Origin of the sequence: Mesorhizobium sp. BR1-1-3 (assembly GCF_020165455.1) — a bacterium.
Classification (GTDB): Bacteria; Pseudomonadota; Alphaproteobacteria; order Rhizobiales; family Rhizobiaceae; genus Mesorhizobium; species Mesorhizobium ciceri.
Genome location: NZ_JAIUIC010000004.1, coordinates 244,590 through 271,323, shown reverse-complemented (window position 1 = coordinate 271,323; position 26,734 = coordinate 244,590). Strand labels below are relative to the sequence as shown.

At 62.1% G+C, this 26,734-nt stretch carries 22 protein-coding genes and 1 tRNA gene; 16 read left to right on the top strand and 7 right to left on the bottom strand.

The genetic code is table 11. The annotated features are described in order from the left end of the window. Positions 1–77: 77 nt before the first annotated feature. Positions 78–2,756 (bottom strand): pyruvate, phosphate dikinase, encoded by a 2,679-nt coding sequence (gene ppdK, locus LB559_RS11460; RefSeq protein ID WP_224674083.1) that lies wholly within the window; start codon positions 2,754–2,756, stop codon positions 78–80. A gap of 222 nt (positions 2,757–2,978) precedes the next feature. On the opposite strand from ppdK, the gene LB559_RS11455 reads away from it, so the two are divergent. The 4 genes from LB559_RS11455 (at position 2,979) to LB559_RS11440 (ending at position 6,878) form a co-directional block, all read left to right on the top strand. Then, positions 2,979–3,323, top strand: coding sequence for a VOC family protein (locus LB559_RS11455; RefSeq protein WP_013532745.1), 345 nt, complete (start codon positions 2,979–2,981; stop codon positions 3,321–3,323). A 127-nt stretch (positions 3,324–3,450) separates the two neighbouring features. Then, positions 3,451–3,525, top strand: a tRNA-Gln gene (locus LB559_RS11450). A 221-nt stretch (positions 3,526–3,746) separates the two neighbouring features. Next, positions 3,747–5,837 carry an O-antigen ligase family protein gene (locus LB559_RS11445; protein ID WP_224674082.1) on the top strand — a complete coding sequence of 697 codons (2,091 nt, stop codon included), beginning with the start codon at positions 3,747–3,749 and terminating at the stop codon, positions 5,835–5,837. A gap of 168 nt (positions 5,838–6,005) precedes the next feature. Continuing rightward, positions 6,006–6,878 carry a phytanoyl-CoA dioxygenase family protein gene (locus tag LB559_RS11440; protein WP_224674081.1) on the top strand — a complete coding sequence of 291 codons (873 nt, stop codon included), beginning with the start codon at positions 6,006–6,008 and terminating at the stop codon, positions 6,876–6,878. 86 nt (positions 6,879–6,964) lie between these two features. Here LB559_RS11440 and LB559_RS11435 read toward each other — a convergent pair whose 3' ends face one another. Continuing rightward, complete coding sequence (locus LB559_RS11435) at positions 6,965–7,864, bottom strand: LysR family transcriptional regulator (protein WP_013532748.1); 900 nt, start codon at positions 7,862–7,864, stop codon at positions 6,965–6,967. A 128-nt stretch (positions 7,865–7,992) separates the two neighbouring features. Between LB559_RS11435 and LB559_RS11430 the strand changes: the two genes are divergently transcribed. The 5 genes from LB559_RS11430 to LB559_RS11410 all read left to right on the top strand — a co-directional run bounded on the left by LB559_RS11430 (position 7,993) and on the right by LB559_RS11410 (position 13,408). Beyond that, positions 7,993–9,630 (top strand): ABC transporter substrate-binding protein, encoded by a 1,638-nt coding sequence (locus LB559_RS11430; RefSeq protein ID WP_224674080.1) that lies wholly within the window; start codon positions 7,993–7,995, stop codon positions 9,628–9,630. Between the two features lie 761 nt (positions 9,631–10,391). Next, the gene (locus LB559_RS11425) at positions 10,392–11,594 is read left to right on the top strand and encodes an alpha-2,8-polysialyltransferase family protein (protein WP_224674079.1); all 1,203 of its coding nucleotides are present in this window, start codon (positions 10,392–10,394) and stop codon (positions 11,592–11,594) included. Positions 11,595–11,669: 75 nt separating this feature from the next. Then, complete coding sequence (locus tag LB559_RS11420) at positions 11,670–12,551, top strand: hypothetical protein (RefSeq protein ID WP_224674078.1); 882 nt, start codon at positions 11,670–11,672, stop codon at positions 12,549–12,551. Between the two features lie 92 nt (positions 12,552–12,643). After that, the gene (locus tag LB559_RS11415; RefSeq protein WP_024503628.1) at positions 12,644–13,012 is read left to right on the top strand and encodes a hypothetical protein; all 369 of its coding nucleotides are present in this window, start codon (positions 12,644–12,646) and stop codon (positions 13,010–13,012) included. A gap of 180 nt (positions 13,013–13,192) precedes the next feature. Continuing rightward, on the top strand, positions 13,193–13,408 hold the full coding sequence (locus LB559_RS11410) for a hypothetical protein (RefSeq protein WP_082827353.1): 216 nt from the start codon (positions 13,193–13,195) through the stop codon (positions 13,406–13,408). A 262-nt stretch (positions 13,409–13,670) separates the two neighbouring features. Here LB559_RS11410 and smc read toward each other — a convergent pair whose 3' ends face one another. From smc to LB559_RS11395, 3 genes are all read right to left on the bottom strand, one after another. Beyond that, complete coding sequence (gene smc / locus LB559_RS11405) at positions 13,671–17,132, bottom strand: chromosome segregation protein SMC (protein ID WP_224674077.1); 3,462 nt, start codon at positions 17,130–17,132, stop codon at positions 13,671–13,673. 105 nt (positions 17,133–17,237) lie between these two features. After that, on the bottom strand, positions 17,238–17,981 hold the full coding sequence (locus LB559_RS11400; protein WP_013532754.1) for a DsbA family protein: 744 nt from the start codon (positions 17,979–17,981) through the stop codon (positions 17,238–17,240). Between the two features lie 163 nt (positions 17,982–18,144). After that, the gene (locus tag LB559_RS11395) at positions 18,145–18,645 is read right to left on the bottom strand and encodes a DUF721 domain-containing protein (RefSeq protein WP_013532755.1); all 501 of its coding nucleotides are present in this window, start codon (positions 18,643–18,645) and stop codon (positions 18,145–18,147) included. Between the two features lie 53 nt (positions 18,646–18,698). On the opposite strand from LB559_RS11395, the gene mutY reads away from it, so the two are divergent. Together mutY and LB559_RS11385 are read left to right on the top strand one after the other, a co-directional pair. Beyond that, positions 18,699–19,847: an A/G-specific adenine glycosylase gene (gene mutY, locus LB559_RS11390; RefSeq protein ID WP_224674076.1), complete on the top strand. Its 1,149-nt coding sequence runs from the start codon at positions 18,699–18,701 to the stop codon at positions 19,845–19,847. Continuing rightward, positions 19,840–20,451 (top strand): HAD family hydrolase, encoded by a 612-nt coding sequence (locus LB559_RS11385; protein WP_224674075.1) that lies wholly within the window; start codon positions 19,840–19,842, stop codon positions 20,449–20,451. Before mutY ends, LB559_RS11385 begins: the two co-directional genes overlap by 8 nt. Before the next feature lie 66 nt (positions 20,452–20,517). Here LB559_RS11385 and LB559_RS11380 read toward each other — a convergent pair whose 3' ends face one another. Further along, a complete protein-coding gene (locus LB559_RS11380; RefSeq protein ID WP_013532758.1) occupies positions 20,518–21,651 on the bottom strand; it encodes a site-specific DNA-methyltransferase in 1,134 nt (377 codons plus the stop codon). A 175-nt stretch (positions 21,652–21,826) separates the two neighbouring features. Here LB559_RS11380 and LB559_RS11375 point away from each other — a divergent pair, with 175 nt between their 5' ends. Beyond that, positions 21,827–22,513 carry an HAD family hydrolase gene (locus LB559_RS11375; protein ID WP_224674074.1) on the top strand — a complete coding sequence of 229 codons (687 nt, stop codon included), beginning with the start codon at positions 21,827–21,829 and terminating at the stop codon, positions 22,511–22,513. 42 nt (positions 22,514–22,555) lie between these two features. Here LB559_RS11375 and LB559_RS11370 read toward each other — a convergent pair whose 3' ends face one another. Continuing rightward, entirely contained in the window at positions 22,556–23,287 is a 732-nt protein-coding gene (locus LB559_RS11370) for a hypothetical protein (RefSeq protein ID WP_224674073.1), read from the bottom strand. Here LB559_RS11370 and LB559_RS32875 point away from each other — a divergent pair. From LB559_RS32875 to LB559_RS11355, 4 genes are read left to right on the top strand one after another with little or no spacing between them, the layout of a single operon-like run. Further along, positions 23,286–23,414 carry a hypothetical protein gene (locus tag LB559_RS32875; RefSeq protein WP_263499029.1) on the top strand — a complete coding sequence of 43 codons (129 nt, stop codon included), beginning with the start codon at positions 23,286–23,288 and terminating at the stop codon, positions 23,412–23,414. The genes LB559_RS11370 and LB559_RS32875 overlap by 2 nt on opposite strands. Position 23,415: 1 nt before the next feature. Next, on the top strand, positions 23,416–24,813 hold the full coding sequence (gene thrC / locus LB559_RS11365) for a threonine synthase (RefSeq protein WP_024503622.1): 1,398 nt from the start codon (positions 23,416–23,418) through the stop codon (positions 24,811–24,813). Between the two features lie 14 nt (positions 24,814–24,827). Next, complete coding sequence (locus LB559_RS11360) at positions 24,828–26,120, top strand: M16 family metallopeptidase (RefSeq protein ID WP_013532762.1); 1,293 nt, start codon at positions 24,828–24,830, stop codon at positions 26,118–26,120. Between the two features lie 15 nt (positions 26,121–26,135). After that, positions 26,136–26,732: a GNAT family N-acetyltransferase gene (locus LB559_RS11355; protein ID WP_013532763.1), complete on the top strand. Its 597-nt coding sequence runs from the start codon at positions 26,136–26,138 to the stop codon at positions 26,730–26,732. The last annotated feature ends 2 nt before the right edge of the window (positions 26,733–26,734 follow it).

Below are 26,734 nucleotides of genomic sequence, written 5' to 3'. Positions count from 1 at the left end.
GGAACAATGTCGAGATTACGCGACGCCGCCAGCACGTTCGCGTGAATTGTCTTACAAAACGGTAAGCTGGATGGATCCTATCCGCGGCCTGTTTTCGCAACCAGCACCGCTGCCTGCGCTGCCGCCAGCCTGGCGATCGGCACGCGATAGGGCGAACAGGACACGTAGTCGAGGCCGACCTCTTCGCAAAAGCGGATCGAGGCCGGATCGCCGCCATGTTCGCCGCAGATGCCGAGCTTGATGTCGGGCCGCGTCGCCTTGCCCTTTTGCGCGGCCATGCGCACCAGTTCGCCGACGCCCTCGATGTCGAGCGAGACGAACGGGTCCTGATCGATAATGCCCTTCTGGCGGTAGGTTTCCAGGAACGAGGCCGCATCGTCGCGCGAGATGCCGAAGGTCGTCTGAGTCAGGTCGTTGGTGCCGAAGGAGAAGAATTCGGCTGATTCTGCAATGACATGCGCGCGGATGGCGGCGCGGGGAAGCTCGATCATCGTGCCAGTGAGATAGTCGATCTTGACGCCGGTTTCCTCCATGACGCTCTTGGCAACCGCATCGATGCGCGCCTTGACGTAGTCGAGCTCCTTCACCAGGCCGACGAGCGGCACCATGATCTCGGGGACCACCAGGGCGCCGGCCTTCCTGCCTGCCTCCACGGCCGCCTCGAAAATGGCCCGCGCCTGCATCTCGGCGATCTCGGGGTAGGAGACGGCCAGGCGGCAGCCGCGATGGCCGAGCATCGGATTGAACTCGTGCAGCGCCTCGGTGCGCTGCCTGAGCTTGTCGGGCGACACGTTCATGGCGGCGGCGACCTCGGCGATTTCAGCCTCGGTCTTGGGCAGGAATTCGTGCAGCGGCGGATCGAGCAGTCGGATCGTCACCGGCAGGCCGGCCATGATCTCGAACAGTTCGAGGAAATCCGAGCGCTGCATGGGCAGAAGCTTGGCGAGTGCGGCGCGCCGGTCCTTTTCGGTGTCGGCCAGGATCATCTCGCGCATGGCGACGATGCGGTCGCCGTCGAAGAACATGTGCTCCGTGCGGCAAAGCCCGATGCCTTCGGCGCCGAAGGAGCGCGCCATGCGCGCATCGAGCGGTGTTTCGGCATTGGTGCGCACCTTCATGCGCCGCACCGCGTCCGCCCATTCCATGATGGCGGCAAAATCGCCTGACAGTTCAGGCTGCAGCATGGCAACCGCGCCCTTCAGCACCTGGCCGTTGCCGCCATCGATGGTGATGATGTCGCCTTTGCGGAAGGTCTGCCCCATCGAGAGCAGCGTGCCGGCCCTGTAGTCGACGCGCAGCGAGCCGGCACCCGAGACGCAAGGCTTGCCCATGCCGCGCGCCACCACCGCGGCGTGGCTGGTCATGCCGCCGCGCGTGGTCAGGATGCCTTCCGCCGCATGCATGCCGTGGATGTCTTCGGGACTGGTTTCGATGCGCACCAGGATCGCCTTGCGCCCTTGTGTCTTCAAGTCCTCGGCGTCAGCTGAGGAAAAGACGATCTCGCCGGTAGCGGCACCGGGCGAGGCCGGCAGTCCGATGCCGATGACGTCGCGCGCGGCCTTGGGGTCGATGGTGGGATGCAGCAACTGGTCGAGCGAGGCCGGGTCGATACGGGCAACGGCTTCCTCTTTCGTGATCAGCCTGTCCTGCGCCATCTCGACGGCAATTTTCAGCGCCGCCTTGGCGGTGCGTTTGCCGGAGCGGGTCTGCAGCATCCACAATTTGCCGCGCTCGATGGTGAATTCGAGATCCTGCATGTCGCGGTAGTGCTTCTCCAGACTATCGGAGATGGTGACGAAGGACTGGAACGCGTCAGGCATCAGCTTCTGCAGCGACGGCTTGTCCGAGCCTGCTGCGATACGCGCCGCTTCGGTGATGTTCTGCGGCGTGCGGATGCCGGCAACGACGTCCTCGCCCTGCGCGTTCACCAGGAACTCGCCATAGAGCATCTTTTCGCCGGTCGACGGGTTGCGCGTGAAGGCAACGCCGGTGGCCGAGGTTTCGCCCATATTGCCGAACACCATGGCCTGGACGTTGACCGCCGTGCCCCAGCTTTCGGGAATATCGTGCAGGCGGCGATAGGTGATGGCCCGGTTGTTCATCCAGCTCGAGAACACGGCTGATATCGCGCCCCAGAGCTGCTCATGCGGATCCTGCGGAAACGGCCTGCCAAGCTCTTCCTCGACTTTGGCCTTGTAGAGCGCGATGACGCCCTGCCATTCGAGCGCCGTCAGTTCGGTGTCGAGTTCGTGCCCGAGCCCGCCCTTCTGGTCCTCCAGGATTTCCTCGAACACTTCGTGGTCGAGACCCATGACGACATCGGAATACATCTGGATGAAGCGGCGGTAGCTGTCATAGGCAAAGCGCGCATCGCCGGAATCGGCGGCCAGCGCCTCGACCGTCTCGTCGTTCAGGCCGAGATTGAGGACGGTGTCCATCATGCCGGGCATCGAGGCGCGAGCGCCGGAACGCACCGACACCAGCAGCAGTTTCGACGGGTCGCCGAACCGACGACCGGTCAGCCGGCCGATGTGATCGAGCGCGACCGCGACATCGGCTTCCAACCCGGCCGGATAAATACGGCCGTTGGCGTAGTAGGCGTTGCAGACCTCCGTGGTGATGGTGAAGCCCGGCGGCACCGGCAGCCCCAGGCTGCACATCTCGGCCAGGTTGGCGCCTTTGCCGCCCAGGAGATTCTTGTCGCTGGCACGGCCCTCCGCCGCACCATCGCCAAAGGTGAAAACCCATTTGGTCATGCATCGCTCTCCGGTTGCAGGAGATTGGAAAGATTGGCGAAACGGAAAGTTCCGCCGGTCCGTCCTTGGAGCGATATGATGCTGCAGTGCGAAAGGCAAGGCGTCGGTAAAGCCGTCCGGCCACTACAATCGATTAAGCAAAGCCGTGCCTCAGGATGCGGCAAAAAGACTTGCTATTCAGGGGATTCTGGAGTAGAACATATAGTGAACAAAGAGGTGGCTATGAAACTGTCCGGAAAACTCGACTATCTGGAAATGCCGGCGACGGGCGGGACGCTGGACCGGCTGAAGGCCTTCTACAGTTCCGCCTTTGCCTGGTCGTTCACTGACTATGGGCCGACCTATTCGGCCTTTGCCGAAGGCCTGGACGGGGGTTTTCAGGCCGACGCCGCCGAAGCGCCATCAAAGCCGCTGCCGGTGCTCTACAGCAGGGATCTGGAGGCGACCCTCGAGGCTGTCGAAAACGCCGGCGGCACGGTCGTCAAACCGATCTTCGCGTTCCCTGGCGGCCGCCGTTTCCACTTTGCCGATCCGGCCGGCAACGAGATGGCGGTGTGGTCCGAATAGCCAGCTCGTGCCGTCTGGCGGCGTTGCTTTTGCTGCCCAAACAGGCGTTCTCACCACCATTCATGGGGCATTGTGCTTTTTGGCTGCTCTGCTAATAACGCGCCGCACAAGCGACTCTGACGGCAATTGGGGCGTCGCCAAGTGGTAAGGCATCGGTTTTTGGTACCGACATTCCCAGGTTCGAATCCTGGCGCCCCAGCCATCCCGCTCAGGTCCGTTCCGGACACTTAGGACCGAGAGTACCTTTGCGATCTTCCATGAAGCCGATCGGCTAACAGTTCGATTGTGTCATAAATTCAGATGAGCCAAAGCCATCGCGGCAAATTCAGGTCTTGCACATGATCTGGACAGTCTCGCCTTGAACATCTCCTTCTTTCCATACATAGGTCGGCCGGGTGGGTGGCGGCTCAACATGGAACTTCAATGAACCTTCCTATCTTCGCCATCAACCTCGATCGCGAGACCCAGCGCTGGAGCGAATTGCTCGCCAGCGCCGAAGCGGCAGGCCTGACCTTGCAGCGCATTGCCGCCGTCGACGGCCATGCGCTTGCCAAAGAGGCCTGGACGGAGATCGATCTGCCAGCCGCACGCAAGCTGAGCGGGCGCGACATCCTTTCCGGCGAATATGCCTGTTACCGCAGCCATATCCAGGCGCTGGAAACGTTCGTGGCCGGTGGCAGCGCCCATGGCCTGATCGTCGAGGACGACGTCCTCTTCAGCGAAAACACCATGCGGCGCATCGAGGCCGTCATCGCGGCGGTGCCGGATTTCGACGTCATCAAACTGGTCAACCATCGCATCAGCTTCTTCATGCGCGCCGTCGAGACGGCGGAAGGCGACGAGATCGGTCGTGCGCTGCATGGCCCGCAAGGCTCGGCCGCCGCCTATCTGGTGACGCGGGAGGGCGCGCAGGGTCTGTTGTCGGCGCTCGCCGTCATGAAAATGCCATGGGATGTCGCGCTCGAACGCTTTTGGGATACCGGCCTGAAGGTCTATTCCGCCCGCCAAAACGTGCTTGGCTTCGCCGCCAGCAGCGAGATCTCCGGCATAGCCGGTCCCTCGGGAAGCTACAAATCCGCAAGGTTGGGCGGGCCGAGCCGGCTACGTGCCGGGGTGTTGCGGGCCGGTGACGAGTTGCGCCGCCTGCATCACGTCCTGCTGCGGCCCCCTTTGCCGCGAGATACCCTGGACTATGCCAAGGACAACGCGCCGCGCCACACCTTGCTTCTGTTGCTTGCGGCACTCGCCGTTCTCGCCATGGTTTCCGCGGTGTGGCGCGAGGCAGACACCTACCGCTATGCGGGCCTGGCGCTGGCCCTGGTCGCGGTCATCCGCTGGTTCAGGGTGGATTTGTGGACCTACAGCAAACCACTGATCGGTTGGGTCGGCTTCCTGTGTCTGGGCTGGTCGCTCTATGTCTTCATCCGACTGGCGATCGTCTATTTCGGCACCCACCAGTTGGGTGGCGCCGAAGGCATTTACATGTTTCCGCTGTTCTATGCGACGACCGGATTCGCCTTTCTGCTGTTTGTCAGGCAGCCCGCACGGCTGGTCCTCTGGTTCATGATCCTCAGTCTTGTCTTCCTGGCGGCGGACACCGCCTGTTCGAACATGTTTCAGGATATCCAACCGGCCCCGTGGCTTTTCAACAATCCCATCCACGCGTCGGTGGCGGCCGGTTTCATCTTCCTCTGCACGCTGCAATTCATGGCTTACACGGCCCAGAGAACGGACCTCGGGAAAGCAACCAAGAACCTTTATTGGGCGCTGTCGACAGCCGTCCTGCTGCTTGCCGTCGTCAATATCATCGAGATGCGGTCAAAGGGCGTGTGGCTTGCGCTTGCGCTTGCGCTGCTCCTGTTGACGGTCATGACCCTGGCGAGAGGCCATCGCCGCGAACTGTTGGTTTCGGGTGGCGTGCTGGCGATCGTGGCGGCCGGCATTGTCGCAACACACAACATCTTCTCGTCCACCGCCGGCGACACCATGACCTTCGTCAAAACCCTGGTTCCGGATGTGTTCAGGCATGGCGTCCTTCCCGCATTCGACCGCGCCATCGCGAGCGATGCGGTTCCGCTTGCAGCCAAGGAAAGGCTGATGCTGTGGGCGGATGCGATCGATATCTGGAAACGCCACCCGATCTTCGGAGCCAGTTCCAGCTGGCTGACCGAGTGGGAGAACAGAACCTATCATCCCATGATCTTAAACGTCTTCCACAATGGTTATCTGGAAATTGCCGTGCGCTATGGTGTGGTCGGACTGGCGTTCTTTGCCTTTCTCTACACCTGGTCGGCCAGGCAGGTTCTGCTGGCCATGCGAGCCAAGCTTGTCGCTCCGGCCGCATGGTCCTGCTACATCTCCACACTGGTTTTCTTCGCCCTCAGTATCCTTACCAATTCCAACAACCGGCTGGCCATGGGTGAGGCCTTCATGTGGTTTGCCGCGGCGTTCGGCTTCTATTGTTTTTATGTTCGCCAGCAGAAGAACCTTGTCGCGCCGCGAACCTATTTTTAGGGCCTGCCGGCGCAGCACGTATCTGATCAGCCGGTTGCGGCCAATGCACCTTTGAGGCCCCGCTCAATTTCCCGATAATCGGGAAAGTCGATGCCAAAATCCACGGCTTATCGCCGGCAACCCGTTTGTTACGATCGACACAGATCACAGACGGGGGTTGTCACGGATATGCTGACGGACAGGCAGGCACGCGAAGCGGTGGAGCAGTACCGCGAGGAAGGATATGCGGTCGTTCGACAATTCGTCGACGGCGACGAGATGATCCGGCTGAAGAAGGAAACCGATGCGGTCTATGCCGAAGGCCTCAAGCATCACGCCACTTTCCGGCACGGCAACCTGAATTTCCAGATCCTGCCTGAATCGGACTTTGGCCAACGCTATGTGCTGCAGGCTTACTGGTTTTCCTGGATCAATTCCTATTTCGAGCAATTCCGCCGCAATCCCGACTATCTGAAGCTGCTCGAGGGTCTGATCAGCCGCGACATAAAACAGATCGCCCAACAGCTGCACTGGAAGCCGCCCGGCGCCAATGTCACGGGTTATCGCTTCCACCAGGATCTGCGCTTCCGTAACCAGGCCGCCTTCGACAATGTCGCCGACGCCACCGTGACAACAGGCCTCGCGGTCGATCGGGCGACGCTGGACAATGGCTGTCTTCAGGTCGTGCCCGGCAGCCACAAGCTCGGCTATCTCGGCCTGTCGGACGAGGGAACCGGCGAGCTGATGAAGGGTCTGACCGCCGAAGAAGAGTTGCGCAAGGTCGGCATCGACCCGGCGACCATCGTTCCGCTGGTGCTGGAGCCGGGCGACCTTGCTTTATGGGGGCTGCTCACCGTGCACGGCTCCTCGCCCAATAGGTCACAGCACGACCGCGCCTTTGCACTGTCCAGCTATGTGCGGGCGGATACGACGCAACGTGGCGAATGGGCGTTCAGGGACGGTGTTTCGGTACCGCTCGGCAAGACGCCGGCATTGTGCAAATACGAAAAGCTCTTCGAGGAGCCGGGACCGATGTACGACACCACCGCCTGGTGGAAATGACGCTGCCGCGTCGGGCGACGGGGGCAGCAGGGGCCTGGCGTTCGCGCCAGGCCCCTGACGGCGTTGGCCGGCAATCGGGCAGCATTTCAGGCGGTGAAGTCGGCCGACAGTTCGCGGATCAGGAAATCGACGAACGCGCGCACCTTGGCCGCAATATAGGTGCGGTGCGGATAGAGTGCGTAGATCGGGCTGGAGCCGGGGCGAAACTCATCCAGCTGCACTTCCAGCCGGCCGTCGCTGATCGCAGCATCGACCAGCAGGCTGGGCAGATTGCCGATGCCGAAACCGGCGGTGGTCATCTGGTAGGCGGCCTCGACGCTGTTGGTCGAGATGCGCCCGCCGACAGCCGCATCGAAAGGGCCGTCTGGTCCGATGAAAGGCCATGTGCCAAGCCGCTTGGCGAAATTGCTCAGCACGCAGGAATGGCTTGCCAGCTCATCCGGGTGGACCGGGCGGCCGTTTGTGTCCCAATAATCGGGCGTGGCGCAGACATAGTTGCGAACTTCCCCAAGCCGGCGGGCAATCAAGGCGGAATCGGCCTGACCGCCGAAGCGGATGGCGACATCGTAGCCTTCCTCGACAATGCCGACGACATAACGCGCGGTGAGGTCGAACTCGATCGTGGTGAGCGGGTTCTCTTCGAGGAATTTCGGCACCAGCTTGGTTATGCGCGTGTGGCCCAGAACATTGGAGCAGGAAACCCGGATCAGGCCGCGCGTCTCCTTGTGAAGGCCGCGCGTCGAATCCTGCAGTTCGGAAATGTCGTCGAGCAGGATGCGGGCACGCGGAGCATAGTCGCGGCCCGCCTCTGTGAGGCTGAGGCGCCTTGTGGTGCGATTGATGAGCCGGACGCCGAGGTCGTCTTCCAGTTCCTTGATGGTGCGGCTGACGGCCGTCGTCGACATGTTGAGATCGCGCGCCGCCGCCGACAGGCTGCCCAGCAGGCAGACCCGATCGAACACCCGCATCGCCGTCAGAAGATTCATCTTGCCTTCCCCTCGCCGTCGCGGCCCCGCCGCCATCGGCTGCGTCTTGTAGAAAACAGCGCCCAGCAACGACGCGGCAAGGGCATTCCACCGAATTTGGGCGTAAAATCAACAATGGGAGAACCGATATGACATCCAGACCTCTTCATCCGGCGATCGGCGCATTTGCGAAAGGCGCGAAGAGCGGCGCGCTTGGCCGCCGCGAGTTCCTGGCGTTGGCCAGCGCCTTCGGCGCCAGCACGGCGATTGCCTATGGGCTCATCGGTCAACCGGTCCCGGCGCGGGCCGAGGAAGCCGCCCAACCCAGAAAGGGCGGCGTGCTGCGTGTTGCCATGCAGGTGATGGAGCTGGAAGACCCGCGCAAGTTCAAGGTTTCGCAGATGGGCAACATCGCGATGCAGTTTCTCGAACCGCTGGTGCGTTGGAAGCCGGATTTCACCTTCGAGCCGGTGCTGCTGCAGAGCTGGGAGATCAATGCGGACGCCACGGAATATGTGCTCAAGGTGCGCCCAGGGGTGAAGTGGTCGAACGGCGACGATTTCACCGCCACGGATGTCGCCTTCAACATCACGCGCTGGTGTGAGAAGGATGCCGCCGGCAACTCGATGGCGGGGCGCATGACCGCCCTGATCGATCCCGACACCAAGGTGGCGCGCACTGGTGCCATCGAGGTTCGCGACGACCACACCGTGGTCCTGAAACTGTCGCAGCCCGACATCACCATCATCCCTGCGATGACCGACTACCCGGCATTGATCGTCCACCGCACGTTCAATCCGAAGGCAGCGCCACTGTCGGCCAACCCCGTTTCCACGGGTCCGTTCGAGCTTAAAAAACTCGATGTCGGCGTTGCTGCCTCGGTGCGCAAGCGGCCGGACGGGTCGTGGTGGGGCGGTGAGGTGTTCCTCGACGGCATCGACTGGACCGACTACGGCACCGACTCGGCCGCCACCGTCTCCGCTTTCGAATCCGGTGAGATCGACCTGAACGGCCAGACGCAGTCCTATGACGTCGCCATGCTCGACAGGCTGGGCCTGAAGAAAAGCGAGATCGTCACCGCCGCCACCCTGGTCTCGCGCTGCAACGTCAACGCCAAACCCTATGACGACAAGCGCGTGCGCAACGCCATACAGCTTGCGGTCGATAACGAAGCGGTGCTGCAACTGGGCGCCGACGGCATGGGCATCGTCGCGCAGAACGATCATGTCGGACCGATGCATCCCGAACACGCCGACCTGCCGCCGATCAAACGTGATCCGGCCCGGGCCAGGGCATTGCTCGAGGAAGCCGGCCAGCTCGATTTCGAGTTCGATCTGATCTCGGTCGAAGCCGACTACCGCAAGGAAAGCTCCGATGCCGTCGCCCAGCAGATGCGCGACGCCGGCTTCAAGGTGAAACGCACCGTCATCCCGGAATCGGCGTTCTGGAACGACTGGACGAAGTATCCCTTCGCGACGACCAATTGGAACGCCCGACCGCTCGGCATCCAGACCTATGCACTTGCCTATCAGACCGGTTCGGCATGGAACGAGACGGGGTTCGCCGATCCAGACTTCGACGCCAAGGTCCACAAGGCCAATTCCATCGCCGATCCGGAGCAGCGCCGTGTGGTAATGAAGGAACTGCAGGTCATGCTGCAGGATTCCGGCATCATCGTTCAGCCTTACTGGCGAAAGCTGTTCTGCCATATGAAACCTGCCTTGATGGGCTACCAGATGCATCAGGCCTATGAGCAGGATTTCACACGGGCCTGGCTCGCCGCCTGATCGCGGACGACCCCTCCGACGGGGCGGCGCATTTTCCGGCACCGCCCTCAGAGCAGTTCACCGTGTCACGGAAACGGCGACCTGCTCTAACCCTTTGTTTTGAGGCAATTTTCGACGGAAAACCGCTTCACACTTTTCCTAGAATTGCTCTGGCCTGCTCACCGGGGACGTTGCGCCGAAGCGTCGGCCTCAAGGGCGTTCGAGGGGCAGTGCGGGCTTCGCATCGGACATGATGCGCAGATGCGCCCACACATGCCCTGCCTTGGCAGGTCGGCCGGGATTGCAGGCCGCCGCACCGGACCGGGCGGCACATCAAGCGTGTGAAACATTCTGGTTTCTGCCTCTGTCATCATCTAGCTCCGGTTCATGGCTGGAGCTTACTTTTGACTGGGGGAAGCGAAACCCGCTTTCCCGGGCAACGACCTTCCCGAAAACCGGGAGAATTCGTGCTCTTGGTGCCGAGAGGGACCCGAAGCAGCAAGACGACCGCATGAGCGGTCTGCCGCACCGGGTGCTATTGCCGGATCTCGACAGGTCTCTGCCGCTCAGTTGAAGTGAATTCGCCTGCCTATTGTGCGGAACTCTAGCCTGTCTTGGACGTTAGACCCGCCATCTGAAAGATATTTCCTGCTGACGCGATAGGCAGTATTACGAAGCGGGTGGGACGCCCCGAGCCACACGGCCTGTCGGATATGAAGCAATTTTGCGGTTGAGATCGCGGAACATGCAGCGTTATTTCCATCCGATCTGGAGATCTTAAATTGCCAGCTCGAATATGCTGCGTCTTTGGCAGCTGGCAATTGCTCAGCCTGGTTGCCTCACTTCGCCAATCAACAATGGATGGAAGCTCCCCGGCGGATCAGGAGCATGAGGACTATCTCCTGCTTTATGAAACGGCCGGCGTTTCCGAGCATTTCAAGACCGGTCTTGCTGAACTTGCGTCTAAAGTATGGACCTGGAGACGGATCATATGGGCGTACGACCTTCTGACGTCCGAGCGTAAATATGGGCAACTGCAAATTTTCCGGATCCATCGTCTGATCCGAGACACAATTGGTCTCGACGCGAGTTCCGTAGCTGAAATCTGGGCCTGCTTCGTTAACCGGCCGTCGGAAAAAATACTGCTGGATTCATACCCTGAAGCCAAGATCGTTTTGTATGAGGATGGCTTGACGTCATACCTTCCATTCGAGATGGCAACCATGTCACGGCCGCCGGGCACAAGGTTTCGACGACGCATCACCGCGGCCTTGATTGCAGGACTCTCTGCAATTTCACCGGCGTTCCGATTGAGGAAAGCGGCCGACAGGATAGAAAGACACCATCTGAGACGGGTGACGAAGTTTTATTCTTTGCTTCACGAAATCCCCATTCACGATGCACTGGAGAACGTACCGAGATTTCAGGTCGGCGCTTCGCTGATGCGCGACGTAATAGATGAAGCCTGCAGGGATGCGCTTTCCGGCGGCGATGAACATTGCCGTGCGTCAGCCAACCCACGGATCCTGCTGCTCGGCCAGGCATTGTCGCGAAACCGCATAATGTCGTACGCGCAAGAGGCGGCGATCTATAGACGAATTGCGGAGCAGATCGTCGAGAGGGGATACGACGTCGTCTGGAAGGAACATCCCAGAATAAGCAAGCCCTTCTTCCCCGAATTGCTGGATGCAGTTGGCAATGTGACGGCCGACGCCAACACCAGGATCATGGCAGCTAACCTGCCACACATATATCCGATAGAGCTTGTCGTATCCCGGATGAACATCGTTGGCTGCGTCTCCGGCACGTCAGCTGCCCTTCTTTACCTGAAGTGGCTTTACGGCATCAAAACATACACATTTGCGGAAACCCTGATCCCCCTCATGACTGGCGCGGATATTCTAATGAGCGAAATGGTAAAAGCCCATGCGGAGCCCTTTTCAACGCTCCAATCTTTGAACGAGACGCAGAAAGGGATCCGTTGAAAGGCGGTAACCCGAACAGGTTGAACACGATCCTCGCTGTCCAAATTCGGACAAACTCGATCTGGGACACCATCGATGTCAAAGCCGCTTTCAGTCCTTCAACGAGCCACCAAGGCCGACGTTCGATCGGAGCCGTTTCCACACATCATCCTGCCTGACGCCCTTCCCCTCGATCTCTACCAGGAATTGGCCGGCACGTTTCCCGCTCCGGAAACGCTCGAAATCGATACACGCCGCAACAACACCAGGTGGGATTATGAGGCCCACCGCGTTCGGTCGAACGAAGCCGTGCCGCAAATATGGCGCGATTTTATCGCCTACCATGTATCGCAAGGATTTTTCGGCGAGGTCGCCGACCTGTTCTACGACGATATTCACAAGCTTTACCCTGATTATTACCCCAATTATGAACGCCTCAAGAATATGAAAGCGGGCATCAGGTTTAGTGACACCTATGCAACGCGCGACATACTGATGGATGCGATGCTCAGCGGGAACACGCCGGTGACCAATGCCGGATCGGTGCGGACAAGCCACATCGACAATGGCGACAAGCTATTTTCTGGCCTGTTTTATATGAGGCCGGAAGATTATGATGCCGTTGGCGGGGACCTGACAATTAGTCGTTTCCAGTCCAAATACGCCACGCTGAAAGCCAAAGCGACACTCTTCAATGATGCCTATGTCGACGACACCCATTTGGAATGCGTCGAAACAGTTCAATACGACAAGAACATTCTTGTATTGTTCATCAATTCGATTGAATCGGTCCACGGCGTCACAGTCCGCCAACCCACCAACAAATCCCGGCTTTTCGTCAATCTGGTTGGAGAAGTCGAAAAGCCATTCTACATCAAAGGAAAAAAGATACGGCCGCGCTACGTCCCGGCGCATCAAAATCAGGATGAGGCGGAACAGACCTGGCTGAAAAAGCTCAAGCAAAAATTGCGGCTTTAGAAGAACAACGCCGTCGATCCGAGTTTCAGCCTGAACTGCCAATACCGAGCCGGATTCGACTTTCCCGGCGGCCAGGCAAAGATTGGAACAGAATGAGATTTTATCCAGCCGTCGAACGGATCGCCTTTTTCGCCACGCTTGCCGCTGTTCTTGCCCTTGCACTGCTGCCTATACCCCGACTCGAAGAGTACGGGATCGATATCGGTTTCCGTTCCGACAAGCTGAACCACGCCAGCGCCTTTGCCGTCATGACTTTCCTTGGAGGGCTCGGCTGGCCCGATCGAAAAACAAGACTAATCGTCTTCCTGGCCATGATTGGAGCGGCGATCGAGGTCCTGCAGGGCACGGCGCTGATACGGCGCGATCTGGATGTGTTCGACTGGTTTGCCGATTGCGCCGGCATCGCATGTGGCCTCGTGGCCGTGATCTGTGTGAACTGGATCTTGCGGCGCAGAGGTTGAGCCCGCTCTCAAGCCTTATCTGCACGGCGCCGATAGCCACAGGAGTTCGCCCTCGGCTCCATTGACTCAGCGAAATCGGATTGCAACGATCCGATCCGAGAGTGAGCAATTTTTCTAACTTGGCCGGACAGATATTTTGGGCGCGGCACCCAGGAAGTTCGCCATCAGTATTGAGGGACGATGACGATCAAGATCAGGCTTCCGGGCGGTGTGTTGAAGGTCAAGCAACGTCATGAGTTGCGGCGGCGGGAGCACAAGGGCGAAGTCCCGGTCTGGCAGTTTGGCAAATATTTCGTCATCTGGTGGCCCAGTACAATTCCTGATCGACCATCCAAGAGCTCGAATACTGATGAGGAACTTGAAATGAATCTTCCATCGTCTGGAGAAAGCACGTAAGCTCTATGCATCATGGCTTTGCGAATCAGATTGCCGGGGGGCACACTGAAGGTGAAGACCTACCGCGAACTGCGTGATCGCGAGCGGGATCGCAGGGTGCCTGTGCTGAAACTGGGATCGCTCTATTTCGTCTGGTCCCCGGCCAAACATCATTCGCACAGGCACAGTCCGCGGCCCTGACATTTTTTGCCGGGCGAGAACCGCTTGCACACTTTTCCTGAAATTGCTCCGGTGCGGCCCATTCCAGCCAGCGCGACCTGGGTCAGCTTGCCTCGCGCATGGCCTCGGCCGCCTGCAGGTCGACCGACACCAATTGGCTGACGCCCTGTTCGGCCATGGTGACGCCGAACAGCCGGTTCATGCGCGCCATGGTGATGGGATTGTGGGTGATGATGACGAAGCGCGTCTCGGTGGTGGCGGCCATTTCGTCCATCAGGTTGCAGAAGCGCTCGACATTGTGATCGTCGAGCGGGGCGTCGACCTCGTCGAGCACGCAGATCGGCGCCGGATTGGTCAGGAACACCGCGAAGATCAGCGACATCGCCGTCAACGCCTGCTCGCCGCCCGACAGCAGCGTCATGGTCTGCGGCTTCTTGCCGGGCGGGCGGGCGAGGATTTCGAGGCCGGCCTCGAGCGGATCGTCGGATTCGATCAGCTGCAATTCCGCCGTGCCGCCGCCGAACAGATGCGAGAACAGCCGCTGGAAATGGCCGTTGACGACATCGAAGGCGGCAAGCAGCCGCTCGCGGCCTTCGCGGTTGAGGCTCTGGATCGCCTGCCTGAGCTTGCGGATCGCCTCGATGATGTCCTCGCGCTCCGACACGATCGCCTCCAGCCGGTCGGAAAGCTCCTTCTGCTCTTCCTCTGCGCGCAGATTGACGGCGCCCAGCCGTTCGCGCTCGATCTTCAGCCGGTCCAGCTGACGCTCGATCTCGGGCATCTCAGGCATCGGGCTGTCAGCCTCCAGACCGGTATGGCGAATAACCAGATGCGGCGGTGTGTTCAGCGTTTCCTGGATGCGCGCCTCGACCTCCAGCCGGCGTTCGTCGGCCGCGGTCAGCCGCTCTTCGGCTCGAACGCGGGTCTCGCGCGCCTCGGCCAGGAACTGGATGGCGCCGGTGGCGGCCTTGTCCAGTTCGGATTGCCGGTTCTCCGCTTCCTGCAGACGGTCGGCCGCCGCCTTGCGCAAGGTTTCGGCCTCGGTGAGTTGCGACAGCAGGGCGCGCCGCTTGGCGTCGATTTCATCGGGAGCATCGGCCAGCCGCTCGCGTTCGGCCTCGGCCTCGGCCTTGCGTTCGCCAAGCGAGGCGATCTGCGTCGAGGCGTTTTCGGCCCGCTCCAGCCAATTGCTGCGCTCGGCGCCAATGGCATCGAGCCGGCGCGTGCGCGCCTCGGCTTCGCGGCGCAGCCCCTCATGCACCGCACGCGCATCGGCAAGCGCGGCGCGGTCGCGGGCGACATTGGCCGAGGACTGTTCGAGCTGCAATTGCAGATCGCCAAGATCAGGCGCGTCCTGCAGCAGCATTTCCGCCTCGGCGAAGGCGGCCGAAATCTCCTCATGGCTGTCGACGATGCGGGCGCGCGCTTCATCGAGTGCTGCGCGCCGGCTCTGCAATTCGCCGCCGGCCCTCTCGGCCTCGGCCAGTGCATTGCGGGCAGCGTCCAGCCGATGCTGTGCGTCACGCCCGGCCTGGCGCGTGTTGCGCTCGGCCTCGCTTGCCAGGCGGAGCGCCTGTTCGGCCTCTCCCAGCGCCTCCTCGGCCTGGCGCAAGACGAGCGTCGCCTGTATCGCCTCGGCATCGAGCTCAGCCAGCCGGTTCTTCTGCGCCAGCCGTTGCGCCGCGGCGGTCGGCGCGTCGGCACTGGCGGTAAAGCCGTCCCAGCGCCACAGTGCGCCCTCGCGGCTGACCAGCCGCTGGCCGGGAGCAAGCAGCGGCTGCAACCGGCGACCATCGCCGGCGGCATCGACGATACCGATCTGCGCCAGGCGGCGGGCGAGCTGTGCCGGCGCGTGGACCACGCTGGCCAGGCTCTTCACGCCTTCCGGCAGAGCCGCGTCGCCGGGTTGGATCGCGCCTTCGCCCCAATGCACCGGCGCGCTGCGGTCGAGCGGCACGTCGAGGTCTTCGCCAAGGGCTGCACCCAGCGCCGTTTCGAAACCGCGATCGACGCTGATCTGCTCCAGCACGGCCGGGAAGAGATCGCCGCTGGCGGCATTGAGGATTTTTGCCAGCGTGCGCGCTTCGGTTTCGATCCTTGCCAGCTCGGCCCTGGCATCCTGAAGCGGTGGCCGGGCAGCGTTTTCGGCAGCGCGGGCATCGATGACCGACTGCTCGGCCTCGGACACGGCAGCCTCGGCCTCCTCCAGCAGCGCCATGGCCTGTTCGACCAGCACGCGCTTCTCGGCCGGATCGGGCAGGCCAGCGACCTTGGAGAGTATCTCCGACAATTCCCGGTCGACATCGGCAAGCTGACGCGCGAAGCGGTCGCGGCGCTCGGCGGTATCGCGCAGCGTCCGTTCGATCTGGTTGCGCGAGGCGGCAGCCTCGGCCCGCTCGGCAGTCAGCGCGGCGAGTTTGGCTTCGCTTTGTGAAAGCGTAGATGCCGCTTGTTCGAAAGCCGCGCGGGTGGTGGCCTCGCGCTCGGCGGCACCAGCATTTTCCGAATTGAGTGCCGCCTCTTCGGCGCGCAGGCGCTCGAGAATGTCCGCGTTGTCGCGGACCATGCGCTCCTCGCGCGCGATATCGCCGTCGAGCTGCTGCAGCCGGCGCTCGAGTTCGCTCTGACGGGCGCGGATGCGGCCGGCTTCCTCTTCGATCTGCGACTTGGCGATCGAGAGGCGCTGGAAGGCAGCGGCGGCGGCGGCTTCCGCGTCGCGCAGGTCCGGCAGCCGATGGGCGCCTATGCCTTGCTCCCTGGCGGCGGCCATCTGGGCCGCGGCGCGGTCGCCGACCAGTGCCGTGGCAACCGCCAGCGCCGATCGCGCCTCGCCTTCCTGGGTTTTGGCCAGCGTCCAGCGCAGATGCAACAGCGTTGCTTCGGCCTTGCGGATATCGGCCGACAGGTTCTTGAAGCGGGAGGCCTGGCGCGCCTGGCGCTTCAGGCTTTCGATCTGGCTTTCCAGCTCGCCGACGACGTCGTCCAGCCGTTCGAGGTTCTGCTCGGCCGCCTTCAGCCGCAGTTCTGCCTCGTGGCGGCGGGTGTGCAGGCCGGAAATGCCTGCCGCCTCTTCGAGCAGGGCGCGGCGTGCCTGGGGCTTGGCCTGGATCAGTTCGCCGATGCGGCCCTGGCCGACCATCGACGGCGAACGCGCACCGGTCGACTGGTCGGCGAACAGAAGCTGCACGTCCTTGGCGCGGGCCTCCTTGCCGTTGATACGGTAAAGCGAGCCGGCCTCGCGCTCGATGCGGCGCGACACCTGCAGTTCGTCGGCATCGTTGAAGGCAGCAGGCGCCGAGCGGTCGCTGTTGTCGAGGAAAAGCGTGACTTCGGCGGTGTTGCGGGCGGGCCGAGTGCCCGAGCCGGAAAAGATGACGTCGTCCATGCCGGACGCGCGCATGTTCTTGTAGGAGCTTTCGCCCATCACCCAGCGCAGCGCCTCGACAAGGTTCGACTTGCCGCAGCCATTCGGTCCGACAATGCCGGTCAGGCCGCGTTCGATGACGAACTCGCCGGGCTCGACGAAGGACTTGAAACCGAGGAGGCGAAGGCGCGAAAACTTCATTCGCGCCGCCCACTAAGCGGACTTCCGTGGTTTTTCGAAAGGAATTCGCGGCACGACAAGAAACCGCGCACGCCGAAGCGCCGCCGCCTCAGGGCTGACTGGACGTCAGAGCAGAGGGTCGATGATGGCCGACATTTCCTCAATCGACATCGCCCCCTTGTAGGTCTTACCGTTGATGAAGAAGGTCGGTGTCGAGTCGACCTTGAATTCATTGGCGCCGCGCTTCTGGACCGATCTCACATCGTCCAGAAGTTTCTGGTCCGTCAAGCAGGCCTCGAAGGACTCCTGTGTAAAACCGGCGAGCTTCGAGATTTGCAGCAGCGCATCCTTGGTATTCTGGACGCCAACCCAGTTCGCCTGCTGCCGGAACAGGACGTCGACCATGGGGTAATAGTTATCCTTGGCGCAGCGCGCCAGCATAAAACCGGCTTCGGCGCTCGGGTCGAACGGGAATTCGCGCAGGATGTAGCGAACCTTGCCGGTGTCGATGTACTTGGTCTTCAGGTCCGGAAAGGTGGTCTCGGCGAAATGCGCGCAATGCGGGCAGGTCATCGAGGCGTATTCGACGATGGTGACCTTGGCGTCGTCCTTGCCAAGCTGCTTGTCGGGCAGCGCGCCCGGCTTCATCAGTTCCGTCATGTCCACGGTGCCCTGGGCCTCCGGCGCGGTGGCGGCGGCCGGCGTGGCCGGCTTTGCGGGAGCGGCCGGCTCAGCGGGCTTCACATTCGCGGCCTTCGCCTCCTCGCCAGAGTCGCTGCAAGCCGCGAGCAGGGCCACCGCCGGAATGGCGGCCAGCGAAGACAGGACGTTTCTGCGAGACAAGCTTTGGCCAAACGGGGGACGGTTCATACGAATCACCTGACAAGGGTTGGATTTTGCAACGCAAAGACACGAAAAGGCGAGAGTTGGCGCGAATTAAGGCATCTCGATCCCCAATCCAATCGCGAGACCTGACAAGGGCGATCACGAATGCGAGATATAGACGACGAATCCATGACTTTCTTCAAGACGCCTATGATTTTCTCTCCCCAATAATGGTCGCGCCAAGTTTCTCCAGCGAGGCGCGCAGTCCTTCATTATCGACCAGGCCGACAGTCCCCGACAATTTCGTCTTCTCAGCCGCGGTCAGCGGTCTCAGGGCCGGTCTGCGCTTTCCTTTGTCGGCTGTCACCGGCTTCTGCAGAATCCTGATGCGGTTGATGGCGGTGAAGCCGAGGAAGGCGTTGACCCGGTTGATGATCTCGCCCGTCTCGTGCTGCAGATGAAGTGCCGCCATGCCTTCGCAGGCAATGACCAGCACGGCCGGCTCGAACGGATCGTCCTCATGCATACGGCGCGGCCACTGGATTTTTTCGGGGCGCGAGTGGCTGGCCAGCCGCGGGCCGGCGATCTCGTCCCATGACTGGACGAGGCCGATCGAAATGCCGGCCCGCTTGCGCAGCACCGGATCGAGGATCCTGGTCGCGAGATCGCTGACCGGGACGGGATTGCCGTAGGGCGTTCTCCCTGCCATGTACGTCCTCCAGCGACGACCCAGCAGATACCGGCCAGGCCAATACAAGATCAATGGCACCAGCAGACCAGACCCGCAAGACCGCATCCTGGGATAGTGGCAAAGCCACATCCGGAGATATCGCATCCCGCCTGCTAGACTGGTACGACGTTCATCACCGTGAATTGCCGTGGCGCATCACGCCCGGTGAGCATGCACGCGGCGTGCGGCCTGATCCCTACCGCATCTGGCTCTCCGAGGTCATGCTGCAGCAGACCACCGTCGAAGCGGTGAAGGCTTATTTCCGGATTTTCGTCGAGAAATGGCCCGATGTCGAGGCGCTGGCCGCGGCGCCGACCGAGGACGTGATGAAGGCGTGGGCGGGGCTCGGTTACTACTCCCGCGCCCGCAATCTCAAGGCCTGTGCCGATCTTGTGGCCGAGCGTGGCGGCCGGTTTCCCGACACGGAGACGGGTTTGAGAGAGCTGCCCGGCATCGGCGCCTATACGTCGGCGGCCATCACGGCGATTGCCTTCGACCGCCCCGCCGCGGTTGTCGACGGCAATGTCGAACGTGTCATCTCCCGGCTGTTTTCGATCACAACCCCGCTCAGCGAAGCCAAGCCCGAGATCCGCGCCCATGTCGAGCGCATGGTGCCCGGGATAAGGCCTGGCGACTTCGCCCAGGCGATGATGGATCTCGGCGCCACCATCTGTACGCCACGCCGGCCACGCTGCATGCTGTGCCCGCTACGCGAAGACTGCGACGCCGTCGTTTCAGGCGATCCCGAGCACTTCCCGGTGCGCCTGCCCAAAGCCGACAAGCCGCAGCGGCACGGCGCGGCCTTTGTCGCCGTGCGGGCCGACGGCGCCATCCTTCTGCGCAAACGGGCGGAGAAGGGCTTGCTCGGCGGCATGACCGAGGTGCCGACGACAGGCTGGACCGCGCGGATCGATGGGGCAACCACGCAAGCGGCCGCGCCGTTTCCCGCCGACTGGCGGCATGCGGGCCGCATTGCGCATGTCTTCACGCATTTCGCTCTCGAACTCGAAGTCTTTCACGCTCACATCAAAGGTGATGCGCCAGACGGGCATTTCTGGTCGCTCGCTCACGAGATTTCCGGCGAGGCGCTGCCGACTGTCATGAAAAAGGCAATCGAGGCTGCGATACCCGGCGCGACGAAAAAGCCGTCGCCACACAGTGCAAAGAGGCCCCATGACTGAAATACGCCACATCGTTTTCGACATCGGCCGCGTGCTGATCCACTACGATCCCAACATTCCGTTCAGCCGCCTCATTCCGGATGCCGAAGAGAGAAAGTGGTTTTTCGACAATGTCTGCACGCATGATTGGAACATCGAGCAGGATCGCGGCCGGACCTGGGCAGAGGCCGAGGCGCTGCTGATCGCGGACCATCCCGATCACGCGGAAAACATCCGCGATTTCCGCCGCCACTGGCACGAGATGGTGCCGCATGCCTATGAGGACAGCGTCGCCATCATGGTCGGTCTGATCGAGAGCGGCCACGACGTGACCATGCTGACCAATTTTGCCAGCGACACGCTGGCCGAGGCCCGCGAGCGCTTCGATTTCCTCAATCGTCCGCGCGGCGTGACGGTGTCGGCTGACATCCGCCAGATCAAGCCCGACCGAGCCATCTACGATCACCACGTCGCCGCATTCGGCCTCGAACCGGCCGCGACGCTGTTCATCGATGACAGCCAGAAGAATGTCGACGGCGCCAAGGCGGCAGGCTGGCAATCGGTGCTGTTCACCGACGCAAGGACGCTTCAAGCAGACCTTGAACGTCTCGGAATCAAGGCCTGATTTGAATCGCTTCGCGCGATCCGTTGAGCCTTTGAATCAACGGCATTCGAAGCAATTGGCAGGGGCTCAGGCCCCTGCCCGCTCCATGCCGAGCCGCGCGATGCGGCGAAGCTCGTCGATCGGGGTCAGGCCACCGCTGCGCTCATAATGCCAGAAGGTCCAGCCGTTGCAGGCATCCAGCCCCTGCACTTCGGCGCCGACCTTGTGGATCGAACCGGCGCTGTCGCCGATCGCCACCGTGCCGTCGGCCCGCACCTTGGCCGCCCAGCGCTTCTTGGCATCGTAGAGCGTCGCACCCGGCATCATCAGGCCGGTGTCGATCAGGCTGACGAAGGCAACGCGCGGCTCGGCGCGCTTGCCCGTGAGAACGGTGAGATCGGCACCATCCAGCGGCCGCACCGCGTCGATGCGCTCGTTGGCGGCGTCGATGTAGGCCTGCTCGCGCTCGATGCCGACGAAATGGCGGCCGAGGCGCTTGGCCACCGCGCCGGTGGTGCCGGAGCCGAAGAACGGATCGAGCACGATGTCGCCCGGTTTGGTCGAGGCCATCATGATGCGGGCAAGCAGCGCTTCCGGCTTCTGCGTCGGGTGCAGCTTGTCGCCATTGTCGTTCTTCAGCCGCTCGCCGCCGGTGCAGATCGGAAACAGCCAGTCGGAGCGCATCTGGATATCGTCGTTGGACGCCTTCATGGCTTCGTAGTTGAAGGTGTAGCCCTTGCCCTTCTGATCGCGCGTGGCCCAGATCATCGTCTCATGCGCGTTCTGGAAACGGCGGCCACGGAAATTCGGCATCGGGTTGGTCTTGCGCCAGACCACGTCGTTGAGGATCCAGAAGCCCAGATCCTGCATCTTGGCGCCGACCCGGAAGATGTTGTGATAGGAGCCGATGACCCAGATGGTGCCGTTGGGCTTCAGCACCCGGCGCGCCGCCAGCAGCCAGGCACGCGTGAAAGCGTCATAGGCCTCGAAACTCTCGAACTGGTCCCAATCGTCGTCAACGGCGTCGACCTTCGACTGATCGGGGCGGTGCAGGTCGCCGTCGAGCTGCAGATTGTAGGGCGGATCGGCGAAGATGACGTCGATCGATTTTTCGGGCAGCCGGTCTAGCGCGGCAACGCAGTCGCCCTTGAGGATCGTGTCCAGCCATTCGGATTGCTGGGGAGCGTGGGAAAGCTCGTCGAGAAGACGCACGGCAGACATTCTGACACCCAAGGCACGCGTTACTGTTTACTCCTGGTTATGGTTACCGATCAGCGTAAATATTCCGTGAAGGCCAAGGGACGGGTGTGGCGAATTTGCGAAGGCGGCCCTGTTGGTGTATGCCGCGCCGCCTGAGCCTTCCGAGGCACTTCGCCCTCCCATTGTCCGGATCACCATGCCCCAGCCAGACCTTGTCATCTTCGATTGCGACGGCGTGCTCGTCGATTCCGAGATCATCGCCGCCCGCGTCGACGCCGAGCTTTTGACCTTGGCAGGATACGAGATATCGGCTGAGGAGATTTCGGAGAGCTATGCCGGCCTGACCTTCAAGGACATCATGCTGCGGGTCGAGGAAAAGTCCCGCATCCCCTTCCAGGCCTCTCTGATCGACAGGGAGGAACAATTGGTCGACCGCAAACTGCGCAGCGACGTCCGCGCCATCGATGGCGCGCGCGAGGCCGTTGCCGCGGTAACCGTGCCGCGCTGTGTCTGCTCGAATTCACGCTCCGAGCGGATCGAATTCATGCTGGAGAAGGTGCATCTTCTGCCGTTTTTCACCGACCGGATTTTTTCGGCGATGGAAACACCGACCGGGAAAACGAAACCGGCGCCGGACGTGTTCCTGTTTGCGGCGGAGAAACTCGGCGCCGACCCGGCGAACACTTTCGTTATCGAGGATTCCGTGCACGGCGTCCACGGCGCAAGGGCGGCGGGCATGCGGGTGATCGGCTTCACCGGCGCGGGACACAGTTATCCCGGCCATGCCGACGCGCTCACCGAGGCCGGCGCCGAAACGGTGATCCGCCGCTGGGCAGAGTTGAAAAGCGTGATCGCCGCGCTGTCGGAGTGGTCGGACGCCTGAGAAGCGTGCGCCGCGACGCACGCCTCATGCAACTGCCGAGACCTAGTTCGTCGCGGCAGCCCTCTTGCGGCGGGTCTTCTTCGACTTGTCGGCCGCTGCCTGATGCGCGGTTTCGTCATAGCCGGCAAAGGCCTGATAATCCTGGGCCGTCGGCTCGGGCACGACGACATTGGAATCGGTGAAGACGAACTGCGTGGCAACCGAAGGATCGGTGACCTGGACCTGATACTGGTGGAGCTGCGAATAGAGGACCTCGGTGCCGTGCATCACCGCCGTTCGGATCGGCATGGTGATCGTGCCTGGAGAAAACTTCGGTCCGGGGACAATCTTGCCGGCGACCGCAATCTTCATCGTCAACTGGCCGTTGGCACGGCTGCAGTCGCGTGTCACGTCGCTGACCGACGCCTGGTAGATGATATTGGCCGAATCGTCGGGCGGCGTTGCAGCTGCGGCGTCAGCCTCGGCCTGGGCCGCGGCATCCTGCGCGGCATCGCCGGTCTTCTTGATCCTGGGCTTGGGCTTCTGAGCTTCCCTGGAATAGGTGTTGAAGAAGGCCGTGCCGTCCCGCACCGTCACCCTGGGACAATAGGCCTGCAACTGGCTGGCCAGGATCTTCGGATCCTGCGGCGGCGGTGGCGCCGTCGGGTCCTCCTTCTTGCGGATGCCGAGGTTCAGGATGCCATTGTCGCCCGATTGGCAGCCGGCGGCGGCAAGCATAAAGCCGGTGAGCGCAAGACCCGCCAAAAAGCGACCACTGAATGTACGAAACGCCATGAAACTGCACTTCCCTCTCGCAAAGCTGGTGACGTATATCAACCGCGCGGCAAAAATGCGACTGAGCCAGTGCAGAATTAACCACCTTGCGGTGGACGGAAAAAGCCAGGCAGTAACGGAATTGTGACATGCACTATGTGAGTACCCGCGGGGAAGCCCCCGTTCTTGGATTTTCCGACGCCGTGCTGGCTGGGCTGGCGCGCGACGGCGGGCTCTACGTGCCGCGCGAGTGGCCACAGTTTTCCGCCGCCGAGATCCGCGCCATGCGCGGCCTTGCCTATCCCGACCTTGCCATCCGCGTGCTGTCGCCGTTCCTTGGCGGCGAAATCCCGGCGCCCGTCTTCGAGCGGCTGGTCCGCGAAGCCTATGCCACCTTCCGCCACGAGGCCGTCTGCCCGCTGGTGCAGACCGGCCCCAACACCTTCGTCCTGGAACTCTTCCACGGGCCGACGCTCGCCTTCAAGGACGTGGCGATGCAGCTTCTGGCCCGGCTGATGGACCATGTGCTTGCCGAACGCGACCAGCACGCCACCATCGTCGGCGCCACCTCGGGCGATACCGGCGGGGCTGCCATCGATGCCTTTGCCGGTCGCAGCCGGACCGACATCTTCATCCTTTTCCCGCATGGCCGCGTCTCGCCGGTGCAGCAGCGGCAAATGACGACGTCGACGGCTGCAAACGTCCATGCGCTGGCGATCGAAGGCAATTTCGACGATTGCCAGGGCCTGCTCAAGGACATGTTCAACGATCACGGCTTTCGCGACCGGGTGGCGCTTTCGGGCGTCAATTCGATCAATTGGGCCCGCATCATGGCCCAGATCGTCTATTATTTCTCCTCGGCGCTGTCGCTCGGCGCGCCGGACAGGCAGGTTTCCTTCACCGTGCCGACCGGCAATTTCGGCGATATCTTTGCCGGCTATGCCGCCAAGAAGATGGGCTTGCCGATCGATCGGCTGGTCATTGCCACCAATGACAACGACATCCTGGCGCGCACTTTTTCGACCGGCGAATACCGCACCAAGGGCGTCTTTGCGACCACGTCGCCGTCGATGGATATCCAGGTGTCGTCGAATTTCGAACGCTTGCTGTTCGAGGCCTCCGGCCGTGACGCCGCGACCGTGCGGCGCTACATGGACGGCCTGAAGCAGTCCGGTGCTTTCACCATCGAACCCCACCAAATCGCCGGGATGCGTTCCGAATTCGACGCCGGCCGCGCTGATATGGACGAGGTCGCCGCCACCATCCGCTCGACGCTCGCGACCAGCAACTATCTGCTCGATCCGCACACCGCGGCAGCCGTGCATGTCGCCGCAGGCAAGGCGTCAGGCGCCGTGCCGATGGTGGTGCTGGGTACCGCGCATCCGGCAAAATTCCCGGCCGCCGTCGAAGCCGCCAGCGGCGTGTCGCCCGCACTGCCCGCGTGGCTAGGTGGGTTGATGACATCGGAGGAAAAATACACGGTACTTCCATCCGACCTGAAAATGGTGGAAGATTACGTCGGCCGCCGCGCGCGGGCGGCGCGTTAGGGAGTAGTAGCCATATGGGTGTTGAGGTAAGCCGTCTGTCGAACGGCCTGACAGTCGCCACCGAAACCCTTCAAAGCATCGAATCGGTTGCCCTTGGTGCCTGGGTCAAGTCGGGTGCCCGCAATGAACGTGACGACGAGCATGGCATGGCCCATCTGCTCGAGCACATGGCGTTCAAGGGCACGAAAAGGCGGAGCGCCTTCGAAATCGCCTCGGAGATCGAGGACGTCGGCGGCGAAATCAACGCCGCCACCAGCGTCGAGACCACCTCCTACTATGCCAGGGTGCTCTCCGACGACGTGCCGCTGGCCGTCGACATTCTTGCCGACATCCTGCAGGAGTCCGAATTCGACCCGCAGGAACTCGAACGCGAACAGCATGTGATCCTGCAGGAGATCGGCGCCGCGCACGACACGCCCGACGACATCGTCTTCGACCGTTTCACGGAAACCGCCTATCGCCATCAGACGATTGGGCGCTCCATTCTCGGCACGCCCGAAACGGTCAAGTCCTTCACCTCGAAACAACTTCACGACTTCATAGAGCGGCAATATGGCGCCGAGCGCATGGTGATTGTCGCCGCCGGCGACATCAAGCATGACAATTTCGTGCGCGAGGTCGAAAAGCAGCTCGGCGGCTTCCGCAGCAAGGCCGACAGCACCATCCCGCAATATGCGCAATATGTCGGCGGCGATTTTCGCGAGGACCGCGACCTGATGGACGCGCAGATCGTGCTGGGGTTCGAAGGCCGGGCCTATCATGTGCGCGACTTCTACGCCTCGCAGGTGCTGTCGATGATCCTCGGCGGCGGCATGTCGTCGCGCCTGTTCCAGGAGGTCCGCGAGAAGCGCGGCCTGTGTTACTCGGTCTATGCCTTCCATTGGGGCTTTTCCGACACCGGCGTCTTCGGCGTCCATGCAGCGACCGGCCAGAGCGACATCGCCGAACTGGTGCCTGTCATCATCGACGAACTGCAGAAGGCCGGCGAGAAGATCCTGCAGGAAGAACTCGACCGGGCGCGCGCCCAATATCGCGCCGGACTGATCATGTCAGCCGAAAGCCCGGCCAGCCGCGCTTCGCAGATCGCACGGCAACTGCTTCTGTTCGGCCGGCCGATCGCCAAGGAGGAACTGATGGAACGGCTGTCGGCGCTGACGATCGAGCGGCTGACCGATCTATCGTCGCGTTTGTTCTCGACCAAGCCGACGCTTACCGCTGTCGGGCCTGTGGGCACACTGGCGCCCTACGAGGCGATTCTCGAATCGCTCGCGGGCACGCAGACCGCGGCCCGCAAGCTCGCCGTCTAAGCCCCTCAAAGCGCCATGTTCGCGCTCCCTTTCTTTCGCCGTGACCTGCCGGCACTGAAGGGCGACCGTGTCACGCTGCGCGTGCCGTTCACCAACGACTATCGCGAGTGGGCGGCGGTGCGCGGGGAAAGCCGCGCCTTCCTCGAACCATGGGAGCCACGCTGGACTCCCGACGAACTCGACCGCAACGCATGGCGGCTGCGCATCAGCCGCTACCGCGAGGATTATGCTCAGGGAACCGCTATCGCCTTCTTTATCTTCGAGAGGAGCAGCGGCAAGCTTGCCGGCGGCATCACGCTCGGCAACATACGCCATGGCGTCTCGCAAAGCGGCCATGTCGGCTACTGGATCGGCGAGCGCTTCGGCGGCCGCGGCCTGATGACCGACGCGGTCAAGGTGGTGACCCGCTTCGCCTTCGATACGCTGAGGTTGCACCGCATCGAAGCGGCCTGTATTCCCGACAATATCAGGTCGATCCGCGTGCTTGAAAAAGCCGGATTTCGGCGCGAAGGACTGCTGCGATCCTATCTCAGGATCAACGGCATCTGGCAGGACCACTACCTCTACGCCCGGATCGCGGACGATCCGCCGGGCGTTGGAACGAAGGACTGATT